A 17,398-nucleotide genomic window follows, 5' to 3' on the forward strand; every position below is an offset into this window, starting at 1 on the left:
GATGCTAGCCTTGGTATTACCATTATGCCAATCACTAGCCCAAGGAAGTGCCAATGACTGATTCAGTGCTCGCCGCCGTGCGTACAGCCCCCGGAATGACCGAGATGCGCGAATTCCCCAAGCCGCGCATCGACGCAGACTCCGCATTGCTCAAGATCGAGGTGGCGGGCATCTGCGGCACCGACGCCAAACTGTATTTCTCACCGCCCGACACTCCGGCGACCCAGGGACCCGTCATCATGGGGCACGAGAACGTCGGCGTGATTGTCGAGGCAGGAGAGCGGTTCAGGAGCCGGCACGGGCTAGTGGAGGGAGACCGGGTCTTCGTCGAGCATTACGTGGCCTGCTACAACTGCGAGTGGTGTCGCATCGGCGAGTATCGCCACTGCGAAGCCACCGATTGGCGCACGAACCCCGACGCGCGACGTTTCGGCTACACGTCCTCCGACATGCCCGGCCGCCTCTGGGGTGGATTCTCCGAGTACATGTACCTGCCATGGAATGCGGTGCTTCACAAGGTCCCCGAGACGATGTCTCCTGAGCTCGCGGGACTCATCATGCCGCTGTCGAACGGCATCGAATGGGCGCTGCTCACCGCCGGGATCGGGTACAACGACACCGTGCTCATCCAGGGTCCCGGCCAGCAGGGACTTTCCCAGCTCATCGCGGCGAAGCAGGCGGGCGCCTCGCGAATCATCGTCTCGGGCACAACCCGTGACAAGGAGCGTCTCGAGCTCGCGCTCGAGCTCGGTGCCGATGACGTCATCGACATCCTGACGGAGGATGCGCGCGAAAAGGTCATGGATCTGACTCAGGGGCGCGGGGTCGACTACGTGCTCGACTGCACGTCAAGAGCCGGTACGGCCCCCTTGCTGCTCGGAGTCGACGTCCTCACTCGTCGCGATGGCACGCTGCTCGTGCAGGGCGAACTGGCCGCCTTCCCCGACTTCCCCCTGAAGAAGATCACCGAGAAGTCGATCACGATCAAGTCGGCGCGTGGCCACTCGTACCGCGCCTGCGAACTGGCCGTCGCGCAGATCGCATCGGGCCGGTTCCCGCTCGAGAAGCTCGCTACGCACCGGTATGGAATCGATGAGGTCGATCACGCGATCCGGGTGCTCGCCGGCCAGACCGACGAGGATGCGATCCACATTTCGATGATGCCCGACATGATCGGCCAGCCCGGTGGGCGGACGAGCGCGAAGGCGACAGCCTGATGGGCGGCCTCGTCGTGACGGGCACGCCCCGCACGCCCCTCGATCTCCTTGGCACACTGGCCGGGTACAGCGTCGCCACGGTGCACGAGGCTCAGGGCCGCAGAGGACTGCTCGCATCGGCGATCACGCCGATTCAGAGCGGAATGCGCGTCGCCGGGTCGGCTGTGACAGCGACGGTGACCCCTGGGGACAACACGACTATCGCTGTGGCAGTCGAGCAGTGCCAGGAAGGTGACCTGCTCATCATCACCCCGACGGCGCCGTGCGACATGGGTTACTTCGGCGACCTGCTCGCCACCTCGCTGAAGGCCCGTGGCGTGCGCGGCCTGGTCATCGATGCCGGCGTGCGTGACGTCGCCGACCTGCAGACGATGGGCTTCCCGGTGTGGTCGCGGCATGTCTGTGCCGAGGGGACGACGAAGGGCAACCTCGGCGATGTCAACGTGCCGATCTCTATCGCGGGTCAGATCGTGCATCCCGGCGACGCGGTACTCGCCGATGATGACGGCGTCGTGATCGTGTCACGTGCACGGGTCGCCGAGGTGCTGGTCACGGCACAGGAGCGCGAAGCGAAGGAAGAGCTCTCCCGGGCCCGGTACCTCGCGGGCGAGACAGCGCTCGACGTGAACAACATGCGGCCGATGATCGAGGCTGCAGGGATCCGATACGTCGACTATCGCATGTGGCAGGAAGGGCGGACATCATGATCATCGACATCCACGGGCACTATACGACAGAACCCGAAGCGCTTCATCGGTTCCGTGCGGCACTGCTTCGGGGAGAGTCTCCGAGCGCGGCGGGTCTCAGTGACCAGGTGTCGGATGAAGAGCTCCGCCAAAGCGTCGAAGACCACCAGGTCCGGGTCCTGCGTGAGCGCGGTGGCGACCTAATGCTGTTTTCGCCACGCGCCTCCGGGATGGCACATCACGAGCCGGATGCGGATATCGCCAATACGTGGGCGCAGGCGTCGAACGACATGGTCCATCGCGTCAGCGAGCTGTTTCCCGCGCATTTCGCTCCCGTCGCGCAGCTTCCCCAGACGCCGGAAGGAAACCTCGACGGCGTGCTCGCCGAGTTGCGACGCACCGTGGGGGAGCTCGGATTCGTGGGTGCCAATCTCAACCCGGATCCATCGGGGACGTGGGCCGGCAAGCCGCTGACGGATCCCTCCTGGTTCCCGATCTACGAGACCGCCGAGGACCTCGATGTGCCTCTCATGGTCCACGTCTCGGCGGCGTGCAACCCGAACTTCCACACGCTCGGCGCGCACTATCTCAACGCCGACACGAGCGTCTTTATGCAGTTGCTCCAATCGGATCTGTTCACCCGGTTCCCCGGCTTGAGGATCGTCATCCCCCACGGTGGCGGCGCGGTTCCCTATCACTGGGGCCGCTATCGCGGACTTGCGATGCGCAATGGCTGGCAGGATCCCTCGGAGCTGTTGGGCAACGTGTTCTTCGATACGGCGGTATACCACCAGCCCGGATACAACCTCCTCGTCGACTTGATCCCGGCATCGAACGTGCTCTTCGCCTCGGAGATGCTCGGAGCCGTGCGCGGCGCCGACCCCATCACCGGCGTGGAATGGGATGACACCCTCACGTATCTGCGGGCATCTGAACGATCGCAGGCAGACTGGGATGCGATCACGCACGGGAACGCGTTGCGCATCTACCCGCGGCTTGCCGCGCGCCTGGTAGGGAGCGGCGGATGAGTCGCCTGCAGCTGACCTTTGCCTGTGGCGACTACGACCGCACCCGCGGGGTCGAGGACGGCAGCGTGGCGGTCGACGGCATCGACCTCACGTACCTGCGCCTGCCCGTGGAGGAGACCTTCTTCCGCATGGCGCGGCACCATGAGTTCGATGCGGCGGAGATGTCGCTGTCGACCTACGTCTCGACCCTCAACGCGCTCGATAGGGGAGAGCAACCGCCGTTCGTCGCGCTGCCGATCTACACGTCGCGTCAGTTCCGCCACGGAGGGATGTTCGTCAACGTCGATGCCGGGGTGGTGAAACCCTCCGATCTGCGCGGCAAGCGGATCGGCATGCCCGAGGTGCAGTTGACCGCGTGCGTGTGGCAACGAGGGATCCTGGCCGACCACCACGGCCTGCCGCTCGATGCATCGACGTTCTTCACCGGCGGCCAGGAGAGTCCCGGGCGGATCGAGAAGGGCGTCGTGGATGTGCCGTTCGACATTCATCCGATTCCCTCGGACCGCACGCTGTCCGAGATGCTAGCCGTGGGGGACCTCGACGCGATTTTCTCGCCGCGGATCCCGAGTACCTTCGGGCGGCCGGACGGGCGCATCGCTCGACTCTTCCCCGACACGAAACAGGCCGAGCAGGCGTACTTCCGGGCCACGGGGATTTTCCCGGTGATGCACGTCGTCGTGCTGCGTCGCGAGTTGTACGAGCGCCACCGGTGGGTTGCGCAATCGCTGACCAAGGCCTTGGCCGCAGCTAAGGCCTTGGCGGCAGCGCGCATCTACGACTCCTCGGCTCTGCAGTTCATGGAGCCATGGCTGATGTTCCATCTCGAAGAGGCGCGGGAGCTCCTGGGCGATGACTACTGGTCGTACGGGTTGGGTGGAGTCGATCGAAAGGTGCTCACCACGTTCCTCAGGTACCACCACGAGCAGGGATTATCCGGAGCGCGTCGCGAGCCCGAGGACCTGTTTGCTCCCGAGTCGCTGGAGTCCTTCGTCATCTGACGCAGTTCGGCCGGAGCGCTCCCGCGGCGCTCCGGCCGAACTGCGTCGTCACCTCGTGAGGTATTTCTTCAGCGGAATGTCCGTGTCACCCGCAGCCTCCGGTGGGATGTTTCCGCCTGCCTCGAGGATGCGCCTCGCCGTCATGTAGTCGAGCGGAGCGTTGACCGCCTCGATCGATGCGAGCTGACCATCGCGGTAGTAGAGCGCCGAGAAGCGCTCGCTGTCGGGATCGCCGCGAACGACCACTTGGTCGTGGCCCATCGTGAGACCGGCCATCTGGAGTTTGAGGTCGGCCTGATCCGACCAAAACCACGGCACCGCCGTCACGCCCGGCTCATGGCCCATCAAGGAGGCGGCAGCCGCTTTCGCCTGCGCGATCGCGTTCGGCACCGACTCGAGCCGGACAGGGCCGTGGACGGGGTGGGAGCTCACCGCGCAGTCGCCTGCGGCGACGATGCCCGGGATGCGGGTGCGCCCGAAGGCGTCGACGTCGATGCCGCCCTCGCTGGCCAGCCCCACCGACGCGGCGAGCTCCGTGTGGGCGATCAGGCCGATGCCGATGACCACGACATCGGCGTCGATCACACGGCCATCAGCGAGCTCGACGCCGCTCACGCGATCTGTTCCGCGGAAGCCCGACACGGCGGCATCGAGCACGATGCGTGTGCCGCGGCGCTGATGCGCGTCTGCATAGAAGCGGGACATCTCGGGCGCGACAGCGCGTGCCATGAGGCGGTCCTGGGCTTCCAGGACGGTGACGTCCTTGCCGCTCGCCGTCGCCGCCGCTGCGATCTCAAGACCGACGAATCCGCCGCCGACGACGACGACGCGAGACGCATCGTCGAGGGATTCCTTGAGCGCGACGGCGTCGTCGATGGTGCGCAGATAGTGGATTCCCGCGAGCTCAGCGCCGTGCGCACGCATACGACGGGGTGTGCCGCCAACAGTGAACGCGAGCCGGTCGAAAGCGATCGTCCGGCCGCTGCGAGTCACGGCTTCGCCCGACCCGGCGGCATCGTCGTCGAGCGTGATCGTATCCACCCACTCGCCGCAGACGAGGGTGATGTCGTTCGCCGTGTAATAGTCGGCGCCGCGAAGCGCCAGCTCGTGCTCCGCGGCCCTGCCGCTGAGGAAGGCCTTCGACAGCGGTGGGCGCTGATATGGCGGCCGGCTCTCCCCGCCGACAACGGTGATCGGCGCCGTGTCCCCCAGCTCGCGCAGGGTGGCCGCGAGCTGGAGACCAGCCTGGCCGGCGCCGATGATCAGGGTGCGGGCGGAAATTCGAGGCGTTGCGATGTGATTCATGGTCCTCCTTAAGGGTAGGACCATTAGACCACATTATGTCGAGGTCGTCCCTACTTCTCCGCGAGCCGTCGCGCCGTTCGCTCGAGGTGCTGGGCGAGGATCGCACGAGCGCGATCGAGGTCGCCGTCCTCGATCGCCTCTACGAGGTGGCCGTGCTCCTCGACGCCCTTGAGGCCCATATGCGGGGCGATGGTCTTCGCCACGCGGAGGGAGGAGATGAGGGGCCCGTGGAAGCTGTGCATCAACGCTTCGATGGCTGGGTTGTGCGTGCATGCCGCGAGTCGCACGTGGAACGCGGCGGACATGTCCGTGGAGGAGGCGCCGTCGGCCTTCGCCTCGGCCACGAGGTCGTGGAGGGCGGCGATGTCCTCCGCTGTTGCCCGCTCGAGGACCAGGGGGAGGATTCCGAGCTCGAATATTTGGCGTGCCTCCGTTGTGGCACTCGCTGTGATTGGCGAGAGGGTCAGGAGGTGCGCGAGGTTCTCTCCCACGAGTTCTGGCGAGGGGGAGGTCAAGAACGACCCGCCGCGTGCGCCGAGGTTTACCTGGATCAATCCCGTCGCTTCGAGAACGCGGAGCGCCTCGCGAACCGTGACGCGGCTGACCCCAAGCTGTTGGCAGAATTCGCGTTCGTTCGGCAGGCGGTCGCCCGGCTTCAGGTTGCCGTCCCTGATTAGCTGCTTGATCTGCTCGACGATGACGTGATAAGCGCGGTCCACATTTACCTGGCTGAAAAGCTGTGTGGGTGGCGGGCTTAGGGGGGTTCCGGACAATGCCGTCTCCTGTCATTCGGATGCGTCGAGATCAATCGATGATCGCGGTGCGGGTGCACATAGCTAGGATACCGGGCTGTTGACGAAAGGGTAAATGGTGGTATGGTCCTTCCATTGAGAATATGAGTCCGATCACACCGATGTGTTCGGGCAGGGAATCGCAGGCGATGCCCTGCGAATCAAAACGAAGTGAAGGGCGTTCGATGGTGTCAGCGACACGAAGGCGGGTCTTAAGACCGCTCCCTCGAGAATTCGTGGGTAGCGTGGGCTTGCACGCTATGCACAGTGCGTGCACAAGGAGGCGTCTCGCATGATCGACGCGATCACAAGTGGTCTGGACCAGGTGCTCCAGTGGGAGACCCTGGGTCTGATGATCATCGGAATGCTCATCGGATTCGTCGTGGGGATCCTGCCGGGACTCGGAGGCGCCGTGGCGCTCGCCCTCCTGCTTCCATTCACCTTCGCGATGGAGCCGGTTCAGGGGCTCGTGTTCCTCCTGAGCATGTGGATCGTGACGGGGACAGCCGGCGACATCACCTCCGTACTGTTCGGCATCCCGGGCGAAGCCACGTCGGCGGCCGCGGTGCTCGACGGCTACCCGATGACGAAGAGGGGGCAAGGGGGACGCGCACTTGGAATCGTACTCACCAGCTCCGCTATGGGCATCGTCTTCGGTGCGATCGTCCTCGGTGTTTTCATCACCGTGATCCGCCCCCTCGTGCTGCTGCTGGGACCGCCCGAGTTCTTCATGCTTGTGCTCCTGGGTTTGGCATTCGTGGTGACGCTCGCCGGCAAGAACCTAGCGAAGGGGATGGCGATGGTGGCCTTCGGCCTCCTCGTTTCCTACGTCGGATCAGACCCCTCTGCGGGCCTGCCACGGTTCACCTTCGACCAGATGTATCTCTGGAGCGGCATTGCGCTGATCCCTGTTGTCGTGGGTCTCTTCGGTGGCGCCGAGGTGCTCCAGTTGATGCTGACCCGGTCCTCCATCGCCAACGGACCGCTCGGCGATACCAAGCTCACCGGCACGATGCGTGGAGTGACTGACGCCCTCCGCCATTGGCCCGTGGTAATCCGTTCGTCATCGATCGGCGTGGTTATCGGAATGCTCCCCGGTCTCGGCGGCACTGTCGCGCAGTGGATCTCGTACGGGCAGGCGCGCCAGACTTCCAAGAACCCCGAGCAATTCGGCAAGGGCGCCGTCGATGGGCTCGTCGCGGCGGGGGCGACGAACAACGCGAAAGACGCAGGTTCGCTCATACCCACGATCGCGTTCGGAATCCCCGGCGGGGCGGCCACAGCGGTCCTGCTCGGCGGATTCCTCGTTCTCGGAGTCAAACCGGGTCAGGAAATGCTGACCACGCAGCTGGGCATCACATTTTCGATGGTGTGGACGGTCATTATCGCCGGGATTCTCGGAGTCGTTTTCGCGTTCGCGCTCGTTCGCCCGCTCGCAGCCATGACGAAGATCAGCGGCCCAGTTATCACACCGATTCTGTTCATGTTCATCGTGATCGGTGCCTATACAGCCAACAACAGCTGGGGTGACCTGCTGGTCATGCTCGGGGCCTCAGTGCTCGGCGTGGTGTGTCTGCGGTGGGACTGGCCGCGCGTGCCGTTCCTGCTCGCGCTCGTGCTCGGAAAACTTCTTGAGCAGTACTTGAACCTCTCCAACACATTGTTCGGCGCCGAATGGCTCACCCGTCCGGGCGTCCTCATCGTCGGCCTGGCCGTCCTCGCGACGCTGTTCCTCAGCATTCGCTCGGTGCACCGCGACCACCGCGCACGCCTTGCCGATGAGACGGTCCCGGGGCCCCGCACCCGTGCAATGCAAACGATTGGAAGGAAGAAATGACGGCCCCATCGACGAAGCGGTCCGCGATGCCGGACCTTGTCATCTCGTGTGTGGTTCTTGTCATCTGCAGCGGGGCGCTCGTCACGAGCGTCACCTATCCGCCCGCGGTGTCGCTGCTGCTGCCCCGGCTGGCTGCGGGCCTCGGCCTGCTGTGCGCAGCCTGGCTGCTCGTCAGCAAGTCGATCGCGCTGGCGCGGCAGCGTGGGGAGACCGGGACTGACAGGACCGCCGGCCCCGCCGAGGAGCAGGCAGCGATGCTCAACGAGTCCGCAGAAGACAACGACGAGATTGATCCGAACGACGCGGAGTACGTCCTGTCGCACACCTCGCGGCGCGTGTGGCTGACGACGCTCGGTTTCATCGCCGGGTTCTTCTTGGTTCTCTACCTGTGCGGGCTGTTCGTCGCCGCGGCCGCGCTGTCCCTCGTATACCTGATGGCAATTGGCAAGAAGACCTGGATTTTCTCGCTCATATACACAGTGGTCCTGACTGGGCTGCTGTGGGTCCTCATGCGCTGGGTAACGTACATCCCCAGCCCCCCAGGAGCCTTGCTTCCCGGAGGATGACCTCCACCTCAAAACCCGGCATAAGTACCAAGGAAGGTATGTTCATGTTTCAAAATAAATCTCGCATCGCCCGTGTCGCCCTGGGGGCGAGTGTGATCGGCGCTCTCGCACTGACCGGATGCACGGCACCCGGTCAGGAGCGATCAACTTCCAGCGCGGCTGCGGCCGAAAGCTGCTCATCCTTCAAGGGAAAGACCATCGAGCTCGTGATCCCCTACAACGCCGGAGGAGGGTACGATGTGCTCTCACGTGTCATCATCCCCGGCATCGAGAACGCGCTGGATGCCAAGGTGATCCCCATGAACAAGCCCGGCGCGGGCGGCCTGCTCGCAATCAATCAGCTCACCACGGCCCCTGCCGACGGCAGCCAGATCGCCATCGTCAATGGAACGGGCGCGGCCGCCGCGATCCTTGCAGGCGCCCAAGGGCCGGAATTCGGATTCGACGACCTCAGCTACATCGGACGCGTTGCCGTCGATGACCTGGTCGTCACCACCAATGCTGACAGCGACTACCAGACGTGGGAAGACGTCATGAAAAGCGATGGATTCAGGTTCGGATCAACCGGCCGCGGGTCCTCCGATTACATCGTAGCCAACGCGCTGATCAAGGCATTCGACCTGAAGAACGCCGAGGTCGTCGTAGGATTCAACAGCCAGGCCGAAACCGACCTTGCCCTCATCCAAGGCAACGTGGACGCGATCGCAGGTCCGCTGGACAGCCGCCGCACGAGCATCGAGAACGGTGAGACGATCGTCCCGCTGTCGTTCGCGGACGAGGCACCGGCGGTTGCCCCCGACGCCACCGTGTTCAGCGAGCTCGACCTCTCTGCGGATGCGCAGGAAATCATCAACGGCATCAAACTGCTCACAGAGTACGGCCGCCCGCTGGTCGCGCCGGCGGGCATGGATGAGCAGACGCGCGGCTGCCTGCAGGACGCGCTCGCAGCGGCAGTGGAGGACCCCGAGGTCCTCGAGCAGGCCGAGAAGATGCAGCGCGAACTGTCCTACCTCTCGGGCGAGGAACTCGCGAACGACGTCGTCCCGGCCTTCGACGAACTGCCGGCGAACTTCATCGACGTGCTCAAAGCATCGTACTGACTCGTTCGCGCACATAACCACCGGGGCCTTCGTCTCCGCGAACAACTTGCGGAGACGAAGGCCCCTTTTTCTTTGTGCGACCGGGAGGTCGTGAGAACGGGCATGAGACATGACGTCAGTGCAGGACAGCACGGCCCCCACGCCGCGGCGGGAGGACATCCTCTCCCAGACGACTATTCTTCTGTTCTCCGTCACGCTCGGAATGGCGACAGTCGTCGTCCCGCTCGTGGCCACGGCAGCCGGGTACCAGTTAGGGGCTGTGGGATTCCTCGTCGGAGTGTCCGCCATCACGCAAATCATCGCGAGAGCAGGAATGGGCGCGCTGATGGATCGCTTCAGCACGCGGACCTTCGTCCTCGTCGCGCTGATTTTGTTGGCGTCCTCGTGCGTGATCCTCGGCGTGACCGATGAGCTGTGGGCGTTCGTCGCCTCGCAACTCCTCCAGGGGGCCGCCCGCGCGTACTTCTTCACGGGCATGCAGACGCACGTGATCCGTGCATCGAGACCGGCGGTGTCCGCTCTAGCCATCATGAATGTGACAAACGGCGTCGGATTGCTCATCGGCCCCCTCCTCGCAGGAATCATCGGCGCCTCGTCGCTCTCTTTCGCACTCTTCATCGCCGCAGGCATCGCAGGACCGGGTGTCTTGAGTTGTGCATTCCTCATCCGATACGAACCGTTCGCGAAGCCGCGCACGGAAACCGCCGAGAAAGCAGTTCCTATGTGGCGGCGCGATGGAGTGACGACGGCTGGATGGATGGGCGCGACGGCCGGCGGGTGGCGGGGCATCCTGAACTCGTATCTGCCCGTTCTCTTGACCGAGGCGGGGCACTCCATCCCGGTCGTTGGCGCGATGATGACGCTGGCGAACCTCGCAGCGCTGGCGGGTTCCGCCGTCGCGAGGCCGGTTCGTCGGACAGGAGTGAGGCTGTCGGCTGTCCTCGGCGCGGCCCTCGCAGTCGGAGGGGTGGCGTTGATGGCGTTCATGACGCCCCACCTCGTGCTGGCGGGCGCGTTCCTGTTCATCTCGGGGGTGGGAGCGGGGATCCTGCAGACGCTTGGCCCAGCGCTCGCCACGGAGGCCGTCGGGTTGGAGGAACGCGGGCGTGCCATCGCCTCGGTCGGCACGTTCCGTGCCATCTCACTTCTTGTCACGCCAATGGGCATCGGCGCTCTGATCTTCCTTGTTCCTTCCGCAGCAGTTGCGACTGCGATCGTCGCTGTCGCCGTCGGGATCCCCGCGATGGCGACGAGGGACGGCACGAGAAGAAAACCCTGACCCGAACAAGCAATCATCAGCGTCGCGTGGACTTGGTGCGACACTGCCCCGGACCGCGTGGCAGCGTTGGGGCTCCACGCCCAAATCCATACCGGTCAGTCTCAGCCAAGATGATCGAAAAGCCATCCGTGCTCTCAAGAGCTCAGTCAGTCAACAAGCGCAGGAAAATCCCCTTCATTGAGACGGCATGTGCGATGCTTTTGGACGACCAAGAGGAAGTCGACTACTGCTTTGGGCTTCTCAGTAAACAAGAGAAAGAAGATATGCGGAGCTGGCCCCTTTGGAGCCTCCGGGTACCGAATATAGCTTGACAGAGAATTTAGGAGGAGCTGCATCTCATCGGCTCAGAAGTTGGGCTAGTTGGTTTCGTCCGGGAGCGCATCGAGGGCCGCGGTGAGTTGGTCCTCGGCAGGGACCAGCGCGCGGTCGGCGGCGGTGAGTTGGTCGTAGGTGTAGGCGGCGACGGCCATGGGAGAGGTGGAGCGCCCCAGCGCGTAGCGCACGGTGTGGTCGTTCTTGCTGCCGCAAATGAGGATGCCCACGGTGGGGGAGTGGGCTGTGCGGCGGAGTTTGTCATCCACCAGTGCCACGTAGAAGTTCAGTTTGCTGGCGAACTCGGGCTGGAACTGCCCGGTCTTGAGCTCGATGACGAAATAGCGCAGCTGCTCGACGTGGAAGAACAGCAGGTCCACGTAAAAATCGTCCCCCTCCACCTCAAGGTGCACCTGTCGTCCGACGAAGGCGAACCCGGGTCCCATTTCGCGCAGGGTCTCCACGATACGGTCCATGAGGGCCTGTTCCAGGTCGCGTTCGGCTACTTCGCCGGAAAGCCCGAGAAACTCGAAGGCGTAGGGGTCCTTGGCGACCTGTTGCGCCAACTCCGAATCGGCGGCCGCCAGGTGCTGGGTGAAATTTGACGGCGCGGTCCCAGTGCGCTGCATCGAGCGGTTCATCATCATGTTCAGCAGGACGTTGCGGGACCAGCCGTATTCCACCGCCGCGGCAGCATACCACTCACGTTCCCCCGGGGACTGGGCCTTGTCCAGGATGGTGCGGATGTGCCCCCAGGGCAATTGCGCCACAAGCTGTGGCACATTTGCCTCAGCACCCCACTCGCTGGCCATGGTCCGCATGTATTGGAGGTTCCGCTGGGAAAAACCGCGCATCTGGGGGAACTCCGCCAGCAGGTCCTCGGCCAGCCGGCGGATGACCCCGGCGCCCCAGCCGTGGGCCTCCTGGCGGAGCAGGATCTGCCGGCCAATGCCCCAGTACAGGCCGATCAGTTCCGTGTTCACCCGGCGCTGGGCGGTGACCCGTGCCTGGCGCACCTGGTCCTTCAACGCCGCCAACACCTCGGCGTAGTCTCCGGGATGCGGAAGCAATTCGGCTGCGGTCATTCCTCCACCTTATCCAAGCCTGTGGGTTCGCCTGGGCACGAGCTGAGGGGCGCGTCCCGCCACCAACGATCGGGGGCGTGGATCGGCAGCCAGCCACAAGCCGACTACGTATGTGCGGTTATCGGCGATTGACCGAGAATACTTGGTAGACCAGCCCTTCACAACGTGAAGGGCTGTCACGCGTCGGAGCTCTTGGTTTCCCAGTCGATATCGAATTCCCTGCTGGGGCCACGTGCGTATCGGCTGGCTCGCGCGTCGATCTTTTCGATTGCATTAGTGAGCCCCCAGGATGGGGGAATCGTGGGCTTCGCCCGTCACTATGGGTTCTGGCGCGACCCGGAAATTCCGGACGGCGAGGACGGTGAGTGGCGGATGAGCACGACGATCCTCACCCGACCGGCAGCCGATGCCCTGGGCCACATCCACGACCGCACCCCGGTGATCGTGCCTGCCGACCTGCAGGCGGACTGGCTGGATCCCGGACTCTCCGACAAGACGGAAATCCGTTCACTGTTGGATGCCATTCCGGATCCCGAGATCCTGCCGCGTGAAGTCGGCAAGCCCGTGGGAAATGTGCGCAACAACGGGCCGGGACTCGTCGAACCCATGGGCGATCGCTAGCTTTCGCCGCCGGCGTCTCGCTGTCCATCTTCATCTACTGGGGCTTGGATGTCACGCTGACCTTGAATGAGGAGCCCAAGGACCCGGAAAAGACTGCGGGGCGTGCCGCGACCATGAACATCCTGGTGATAGTGCTGCTGTACATGTTGTTGGCCCTGGAGGTGCTGGCCTAGGACGGAGTCGGAAGAGGTTCAACGGGGCGTCTTGGGCAAATCCGGCCCAAATTCGCTCCCACCGGCGGGCGGCGTAGGTGTTTCTTTTGTCCCGCTTCCGTCGTCGGCGGGGTCGGCACCTTCTTCGGCCTCGGCCTCGGCCATGGCCGCCTCGCTGAAGGGGACGGCTGCCTGCAGCCCCGTCGCTCCGCGAACCGGGCCGGGCCGGCGCTGGCGCAGCGGGTCGCGGCGCAGGTCAGCGTACAGTGCCACGCAGAGCCCGATGATGATCAGCACAAACGGGCTGGCGGCCAGGATGGTGAAAGTCTGCAGGGCAGCGAGCCCGCCGACGGCCAGCAGGACCGCGGCTACCGCACCGGTGAGGACGGCCCAGAAGATCACCAGCGGCTTCCAGGGGTGCTTGCTGCCGCGTGTGGACAAGGTCCCCAGCACCAGGGCGCCGGCGTCGGCGCCGCTGATGAAGAAGACGGCGGTCAGAACCATGACCACCAACGCCGCCCCGATGAAGAACGGATAGTTCTGCAGGGCTGCGAAGAACCCCGCCGCCTCGCTGCCGGTCCCGGCGATGTCCACGCCGTTCAGCTGCAGGTTTATGCCGGCCCCGCCGAAGATGACAAACCACACCATACTGACGGCGGTGGGCACCAGCAGCACGCCCAGGACGAATTCCCGAATGGTGCGACCGCGGGAAATCCGGGCGATGAAAGTGCCGACAAACGGGGTCCAGGAGATCCACCAGGCCCAGTAGAAGATGGTCCAGCTGGCCAGCCAGTCACTGCCGCCGAAGACGGCCGAATGGAAACTCATCGGGACCAGCTCGGTCAGGTAGGCACCGATGGCAGAGGGCAGCAGATCCAGGATGAAGAGCGTGGGGCCGGCCACGAAAACGAACACCAGCAGGACTCCGGCCAGGACCATATTGGTGTTGCTCAGCCATTTAATGCCCTTGGAGATGCCGCTGGCGGCGGAGAGCACCACGCCGACCGTTAGCACGCAGATCACGATAATCGGCACCGCGGCCGAGGGGTCTTCCTCGAACTCGCCGGTGCGCAGCAGCGCGAGGCCCGCTGCGATCTGCAGCGACCCGAGACCGAGCGAGGTGGCGGTACCGAATTTGGTGCAGATGATGGCCAGGATGTCGATGGGCTTGCCCCAGCCCCTCTTTTCGATGCGTTCCTTGCCGAACAGGGACTGGAACGGGGCGCTCATCAGGTTGCCGCGGCCCATCCGGTAGGTGGAATAGGCCAGCGCCAGCCCGACGACAGAATAAATCGCCCAGGGATGCAGACCCCAGTGGAACATCGTGTAGGCCATGGCAGTGCTGGCGGCCTCCGGGCTGCCGGGCGCGACGTCGACAAAGGGCGGCGGGGAAGCCAGATGGGTGACGGGTTCGTACACGCCGTAGAACATCAACCCGATCCCCATGCCGGCGCTGAACATCATGGCGACCCAGGAGAGAGTGCTGAATTCTGTCGCTTCGCCTTCATTGGAAAGTGGGATCCGTCCGTAGCGGCCGAAGGCCAGGACCAGGGAAAAGACGACGAATCCGGAGGCACCCAGGATGAACAGCCAGCCGAAAGTATTGGTGATCCAGGACAGGGCCGCCGCGGCGCCGTCCCCGACGGCATCCGTGAAGAACACGCCCAGCAGGATGAGCACCACAATGAGTCCGGCTGAGACGCCGAAGACCGTCTTGTCAACGCTCGCCCAGCCCTGGGTCGGCGGCAATGATGCGGGTTCGCCCACCCGCTCCTCCAGGTCTTGGTCGCTTGAATGATGTTTCATCGAACTCCTCACCAACTGGCGGCCAATGCCGGGTCATTGTGCGGTCCGCCGTCCGGGAGGATGGCTAGTTGTTCGCCGCATGGCCTTCGTCAGTATAGTTGCAGACATGAGTGAGAGCGAAGAATCCCTAGCCCCGGAGCCCGCCGGCTACACCCGGAATGGAGACGACGGACATACCGAATTCGGCGGCCACGGCCGCGTGGCCAAGCGAGACGCAAGGGTTGTCGCCTTTGCGGAGTGCGATGAAGCCAACGCATCCATCAGCGTCGCCGTTGCCATGGGCGGTCTGCCAATCAACCTGACATCCATGCTGGTGAGCGTGCAGAACGATCTTTTCGATCTTGCGGCGGACCTCTCTGTCCCGTTATCCCGACAGGAGCCGGCGCGGGCAAGGATGGTCCAGGGGCATATCGACCGGCTGGAACGTGCCACGCAGCATTTCGACGCGGATTCCGAGGACGTCAGCGGCACAGTGCTCCCCGGCGGCACTGCAGGGGCGGCGCTGCTGTATATGTCCCGGGCCGTGGTCCGGCGCGCCGAGCGGGCGGTCTGGATCGCCGTCGAGGAGTATCCGGATGCGGTCAATCCGTTGACCGCCCGCTATCTGAACCGCTTGTCGTCCATGCTGTTCGTCCTGGCGCGGGGGGCTAATGCCGAGCACGGGGACATCGTGTGGATCCCGGAGGCATCGGTGCAGCCGGTCGACACCGACACTGACGACGCCGCCGCCCAAGGCCCCGGCACGTAGAGGGTGAGGGCGCGGCGCGGCTGCTGCCATTCATCCGGCTCTGTCCACGCCTGCACCACCGGGAATGCTCCGCAGTCCAGGACGTGCAGTGCCCCATGCGTCTCGAGTTGCAGGGCCGCGGGCTCCGCCCGAGCTCAAAGCCGGCCTCGTCCCATGGTGCGGGCGCCTCCGTGGGACGCGGCCAAACGGCTTTCGCGCACAGTTGGATTCAAATGTTGCGGAGCAATGCCCATTCGTCAGGCCAGAGTGGTAATCCCAATTTCATTCAGGGCGCTCCGCACCGCGAGGCGCCCGTCGGCATCCAGGCTTCTTACCGGCATGGGCAGGTTTCCCGGCTTCACCAATCCGAGATCCTCGGCCACTGCCGAAGCGACCCGGAAACTCCCGTATCGGGCCATCTGCGCCCACAGGGGTTCCATGGCCATCGACAGCGATCGAGCCTTTTCCACGTCGCCGGACGTGGCGGCGCGCGTGATCGCCAGGCAATGCTCCGGCAGGATCCCCGCCATCACGCTGTACCAGGCATCACATCCGGCCAGTAGTCCATTGGCGGCCGCGCCGTCACCGCTGACGCCGATCGTTACATGCCCGGGCACCAGCGCCCGGAGGGCAGCGACACGTTCCGCAGCTTCGGCCGGATTGGCAGACACAGGTGGAATCTTGATGGATGCCACGGCCTTGAGCTGCGCAATCCGGCCGTGCAGCTCATCGCTGAAATTCACACGTGTGGTACCGGGGTTGTCGTAGACAACCAAGGGCACCGAAAGGTTCGCCGAGACATCCTCATAAAGCCCGAACACCTCGTCCTCGGTGAGTGGCTGATACGTCATCGGTGCCAGCAACACGGCGTCCGCTCCGGCGCTCTGGGCATCTTCCACATTGCGCAGCACCTCCCGGGTGCCCAGCGCGCCAACACCGACGATCACCGGAACGCCGCCGGCGCACTGAACGGCCAGGGATGCCGCGCGGGCCCGCTCGCTCCGGTCGAGATAGGCATAGCTGCCGGTGGAACCGAGGGCACCGATCGAATCGACACCTGCGGACGCGAGTCGGCCAATAATGGATTCGAAGGCGCGCTCGTCAATGCCGGTGGCGGTAAGTGGCGTCAAGGGAAAAGCGCTCAGGCCGGTGAACTTCATGAGGGTCCTTCCACAAGGAAAATGGGGGCAGCAACATGACGAAGCCTATCTTGGCACTGTCGGTCCCACGGAGGTTCGGTGTTGTGAGTCCTCTCGGCTGCTGGCGATTCCGAGGCCCTGTCCAGCGACATTGGCACCGTTGGCAGGAAATACCGCGCCAGTTAGGCTGGCTCCATGCGTGAGCGGACGCGGCGCTTGGCCGCCCTGGGGCTTGACTACGTGGTCATCTTGGCTTGGATGATCGTTCTCGGCGTGGTTTCAACTGTCGTTTTCCTGATCCGCGGGGAACTGCCCGACACCCTGGGAACCATTGGCCCGCTCGGCAGTCAGCTGGTCTATTTTTTGCTTCTCACGTTCGTAGTCGGCGTCTACCTGTACAGGACCGAGTCCGGGCCGCACCATGCGACCTGGGGCAAGCGCAAGCTGGGGTTGGAGGTGAGGGCCGCAGACGGTGCGGCGCCGAACCGCACGAAAATCCTGTTGAGAACCATCGTGAAGTTGCTGCCGTGGGAAGGCGCCCACTTTTTCGTGTGGCAAATGATGTACGTGTACTACCGCGAAGGCTATGAGGCAACGCCGCCGGCATGGGTCGTCGTGGGACTGAACGCGGTAACGGTCGCGGCGCTTCTCTACATCGTGCTGGTGTTTGTCACCGGACGTGGACCGCACGACGCGGCGGCTGGAACCCGGGTCCAGTTGCGCAGGGTGCCAGCTTCCTGAGGAAAGCG

The 17,398-nt window shown here is 64.4% G+C and carries 16 protein-coding genes and 1 pseudogene; 12 read left to right on the forward strand and 5 right to left on the reverse strand.

The annotated features are described in order from the left end of the window. Positions 1 to 53: 53 nt before the first annotated feature. Genes ABD687_RS16705 through ABD687_RS16720 form a run of 4 tightly spaced genes read left to right on the forward strand, consistent with a single transcriptional unit; the run spans position 54 to position 3,929 of the window. On the forward strand, positions 54 to 1,217 hold the full coding sequence (locus ABD687_RS16705; RefSeq protein ID WP_264268562.1) for a zinc-dependent alcohol dehydrogenase: 1,164 nt from the start codon (positions 54 to 56) through the stop codon (positions 1,215 to 1,217). After that, complete coding sequence (locus ABD687_RS16710) at positions 1,217 to 1,924, forward strand: 4-carboxy-4-hydroxy-2-oxoadipate aldolase/oxaloacetate decarboxylase (RefSeq protein WP_264268561.1); 708 nt, start codon at positions 1,217 to 1,219, stop codon at positions 1,922 to 1,924. Before ABD687_RS16705 ends, ABD687_RS16710 begins: the two co-directional genes overlap by 1 nt. Then, positions 1,921 to 2,931 carry an amidohydrolase family protein gene (locus ABD687_RS16715; protein WP_264268560.1) on the forward strand — a complete coding sequence of 337 codons (1,011 nt, stop codon included), beginning with the start codon at positions 1,921 to 1,923 and terminating at the stop codon, positions 2,929 to 2,931. The genes ABD687_RS16710 and ABD687_RS16715 overlap by 4 nt, the downstream gene beginning before the upstream one ends. Further along, positions 2,928 to 3,929, forward strand: coding sequence for a type 2 periplasmic-binding domain-containing protein (locus ABD687_RS16720; protein WP_310289539.1), 1,002 nt, complete (start codon positions 2,928 to 2,930; stop codon positions 3,927 to 3,929). The genes ABD687_RS16715 and ABD687_RS16720 overlap by 4 nt, the downstream gene beginning before the upstream one ends. A gap of 48 nt (positions 3,930 to 3,977) precedes the next feature. Here ABD687_RS16720 and ABD687_RS16725 read toward each other — a convergent pair whose 3' ends face one another. Continuing rightward, complete coding sequence (locus tag ABD687_RS16725; RefSeq protein WP_264268558.1) at positions 3,978 to 5,234, reverse strand: NAD(P)/FAD-dependent oxidoreductase; 1,257 nt, start codon at positions 5,232 to 5,234, stop codon at positions 3,978 to 3,980. 50 nt (positions 5,235 to 5,284) lie between these two features. After that, positions 5,285 to 6,007 (reverse strand): FadR/GntR family transcriptional regulator, encoded by a 723-nt coding sequence (locus ABD687_RS16730; RefSeq protein ID WP_310289536.1) that lies wholly within the window; start codon positions 6,005 to 6,007, stop codon positions 5,285 to 5,287. Positions 6,008 to 6,317: 310 nt separating this feature from the next. Between ABD687_RS16730 and ABD687_RS16735 the strand changes: the two genes are divergently transcribed. From ABD687_RS16735 to ABD687_RS16750, 4 genes are all read left to right on the forward strand, one after another. Then, positions 6,318 to 7,862 carry a tripartite tricarboxylate transporter permease gene (locus ABD687_RS16735; RefSeq protein ID WP_310289534.1) on the forward strand — a complete coding sequence of 515 codons (1,545 nt, stop codon included), beginning with the start codon at positions 6,318 to 6,320 and terminating at the stop codon, positions 7,860 to 7,862. Continuing rightward, positions 7,859 to 8,428, forward strand: a complete 570-nt coding sequence (locus ABD687_RS16740) for a tripartite tricarboxylate transporter TctB family protein (RefSeq protein ID WP_264268555.1) — start codon at positions 7,859 to 7,861, stop codon at positions 8,426 to 8,428. The genes ABD687_RS16735 and ABD687_RS16740 overlap by 4 nt, the downstream gene beginning before the upstream one ends. A 44-nt stretch (positions 8,429 to 8,472) precedes the next feature. Continuing rightward, positions 8,473 to 9,528, forward strand: coding sequence for a Bug family tripartite tricarboxylate transporter substrate binding protein (locus ABD687_RS16745; RefSeq protein WP_310289531.1), 1,056 nt, complete (start codon positions 8,473 to 8,475; stop codon positions 9,526 to 9,528). 109 nt (positions 9,529 to 9,637) lie between these two features. Next, positions 9,638 to 10,807, forward strand: a complete 1,170-nt coding sequence (locus ABD687_RS16750) for an MFS transporter (protein WP_310289530.1) — start codon at positions 9,638 to 9,640, stop codon at positions 10,805 to 10,807. Between the two features lie 356 nt (positions 10,808 to 11,163). On the opposite strand, the gene ABD687_RS16755 is transcribed toward ABD687_RS16750, so the two are convergent. Beyond that, positions 11,164 to 12,204, reverse strand: a complete 1,041-nt coding sequence (locus ABD687_RS16755) for a PDDEXK nuclease domain-containing protein (protein WP_310289528.1) — start codon at positions 12,202 to 12,204, stop codon at positions 11,164 to 11,166. Between the two features lie 276 nt (positions 12,205 to 12,480). Between ABD687_RS16755 and ABD687_RS16760 the strand changes: the two genes are divergently transcribed. Then, on the forward strand, positions 12,481 to 12,825 hold the full coding sequence (locus ABD687_RS16760) for an SOS response-associated peptidase family protein (RefSeq protein WP_264268552.1): 345 nt from the start codon (positions 12,481 to 12,483) through the stop codon (positions 12,823 to 12,825). Further along, a pseudogene (locus ABD687_RS16765) lies at positions 12,825 to 12,995 on the forward strand (amino acid transporter); the annotation flags it as partial. The gene ABD687_RS16760 and the pseudogene ABD687_RS16765, both read left to right, overlap by 1 nt. Before the next feature lie 21 nt (positions 12,996 to 13,016). On the opposite strand, the gene ABD687_RS16770 reads toward ABD687_RS16765, so the two are convergent. Then, entirely contained in the window at positions 13,017 to 14,783 is a 1,767-nt protein-coding gene (locus tag ABD687_RS16770; protein ID WP_310289525.1) for a BCCT family transporter, read from the reverse strand. 106 nt (positions 14,784 to 14,889) lie between these two features. On the opposite strand from ABD687_RS16770, the gene ABD687_RS16775 reads away from it, so the two are divergent. Then, entirely contained in the window at positions 14,890 to 15,531 is a 642-nt protein-coding gene (locus ABD687_RS16775) for a cob(I)yrinic acid a,c-diamide adenosyltransferase (RefSeq protein ID WP_264268550.1), read from the forward strand. 236 nt (positions 15,532 to 15,767) lie between these two features. Here ABD687_RS16775 and ABD687_RS16780 read toward each other — a convergent pair whose 3' ends face one another. Further along, positions 15,768 to 16,670, reverse strand: coding sequence for a dihydrodipicolinate synthase family protein (locus ABD687_RS16780; protein WP_310289522.1), 903 nt, complete (start codon positions 16,668 to 16,670; stop codon positions 15,768 to 15,770). Positions 16,671 to 16,844: 174 nt separating this feature from the next. Here ABD687_RS16780 and ABD687_RS16785 point away from each other — a divergent pair, with 174 nt between their 5' ends. After that, positions 16,845 to 17,390 carry an RDD family protein gene (locus tag ABD687_RS16785; protein WP_264268548.1) on the forward strand — a complete coding sequence of 182 codons (546 nt, stop codon included), beginning with the start codon at positions 16,845 to 16,847 and terminating at the stop codon, positions 17,388 to 17,390. Positions 17,391 to 17,398 lie beyond the last annotated feature (8 nt).

It is taken from the genome of Paeniglutamicibacter sulfureus (assembly GCF_039535115.1).
GTDB lineage: Bacteria > Actinomycetota > Actinomycetes > Actinomycetales > Micrococcaceae > Paeniglutamicibacter > Paeniglutamicibacter sulfureus.